This is a genomic window from Mesorhizobium sp. M4B.F.Ca.ET.017.02.2.1, from assembly GCF_003998955.1.
Classification (GTDB): domain Bacteria; phylum Pseudomonadota; class Alphaproteobacteria; order Rhizobiales; family Rhizobiaceae; genus Mesorhizobium; species Mesorhizobium abyssinicae.
In genome coordinates, this window is the sequence record NZ_RZOF01000625.1 from 1 (window position 1) to 1,206 (window position 1,206).

Annotated in this window: 1 protein-coding gene and 1 pseudogene; both read left to right on the forward strand. The window is 62.1% G+C overall.

The annotated features are described in order from the left end of the window. Positions 1 to 717 (forward strand): annotated as a pseudogene (locus EN738_RS34415) (isocitrate lyase); the annotation flags it as partial. 61 nt (positions 718 to 778) lie between these two features. Then, complete coding sequence (locus EN738_RS34420) at positions 779 to 1,021, forward strand: hypothetical protein (protein ID WP_127287374.1); 243 nt, start codon at positions 779 to 781, stop codon at positions 1,019 to 1,021. Positions 1,022 to 1,206: the final 185 nt, after the last annotated feature.

Below are 1,206 nucleotides of genomic sequence, written 5' to 3' on the forward strand. Positions count from 1 at the left end.
GTGCTGATCCCGACGGCGGCGCATATCCGCAACCTCAATGCGGCCCGTCTCGCGGCCGACGTGATGGGCACGCCGACGCTGGTCGTGGCGCGCACCGACGCCGAGGCGGCGAAGCTTCTGACCTCGGACATCGACGAGCGCGACCGGCCCTTCGTCGACTATGACGCCGGCCGCACGGTCGAAGGCTTCTACCAGGTCAGGAACGGCATCGAGCCGTGCATCGCGCGCGCCATCGCCTACGCGCCGCACGCGGACCTGATCTGGTGCGAGACCTCGAAGCCGGATCTGGCGCAGGCCAGGAAGTTCGCCGAGGGCGTGCGCAAGCATCATCCGGGCAAGCTGCTGGCCTACAACTGCTCGCCGTCGTTCAACTGGAAGAAGAACCTCGACGACGCGACGATCGCCAAGTTCCAGCGGGAACTCGGCGCCATGGGCTACAAGTTCCAGTTCATCACGCTGGCTGGTTTCCACCAGCTCAACTTCGGCATGTTCGAGCTGGCGCGTGGCTACAAGGCGCGGCAGATGGCAGCCTATTCGGAATTGCAGGAAGCTGAATTCGCGGCCGAGGTCCATGGCTACACCGCGACCAAGCACCAGCGCGAGGTCGGCACCGGCTATTTCGATGCGGTGTCGATGGCGATCAGCGGCGGCCAGTCCTCGACAACGGCCATGCATGAATCGACCGAACACGCGCAGTTCAAGCCGGCGGCAGAGTGAGCCGGCGCAAGAGACGACCAACAGAGGAAACGCCCGAAGGGCAACTTAAAGGAGAAGACCAATGGCATCGATTAGCCGCGTCAAGGAAAGAGCCGAAGAGCAATCCTCGGCGATGAGCGTCGACCAGCAGGCAACCATCCGCATGCTGGCCAATGACCTGCACAGGCTCAACCAGTCGGTGATGAAGGCGGTCGAAGCGGGCGTCTCGGTGGAACTGGTGCGTTCGGCCAGACATCATGGCGGCGACGGCAACTGGGGCGATCTGCTGATCCCGGTGATCGTGACCCAGCAAAGCCACAGCTAGGCAAACTCCACCGCGCATTCGCTCTGCGACCGCGCAAAGGCCGAACTTTGTCTCGCCCGCGCCGCAACGCGCGGGCGACTTTCGTTTTTCACGGCCGATCCACTACTCTTTTTTCACAGCCGATCCACTACTGCCAGGAATAGAACTTGCACTAAATTTTAGGTTTTCTTGCTATATTCCAGATG

Excerpts from the sequence above, each read along its gene's own strand:
- EN738_RS34420 (WP_127287374.1), top strand. The coding sequence starts at position 779 with ATGGCATCGATTAGCCGCGTCAAGGAAAGAGCCGAAGAGCAATCCTCG.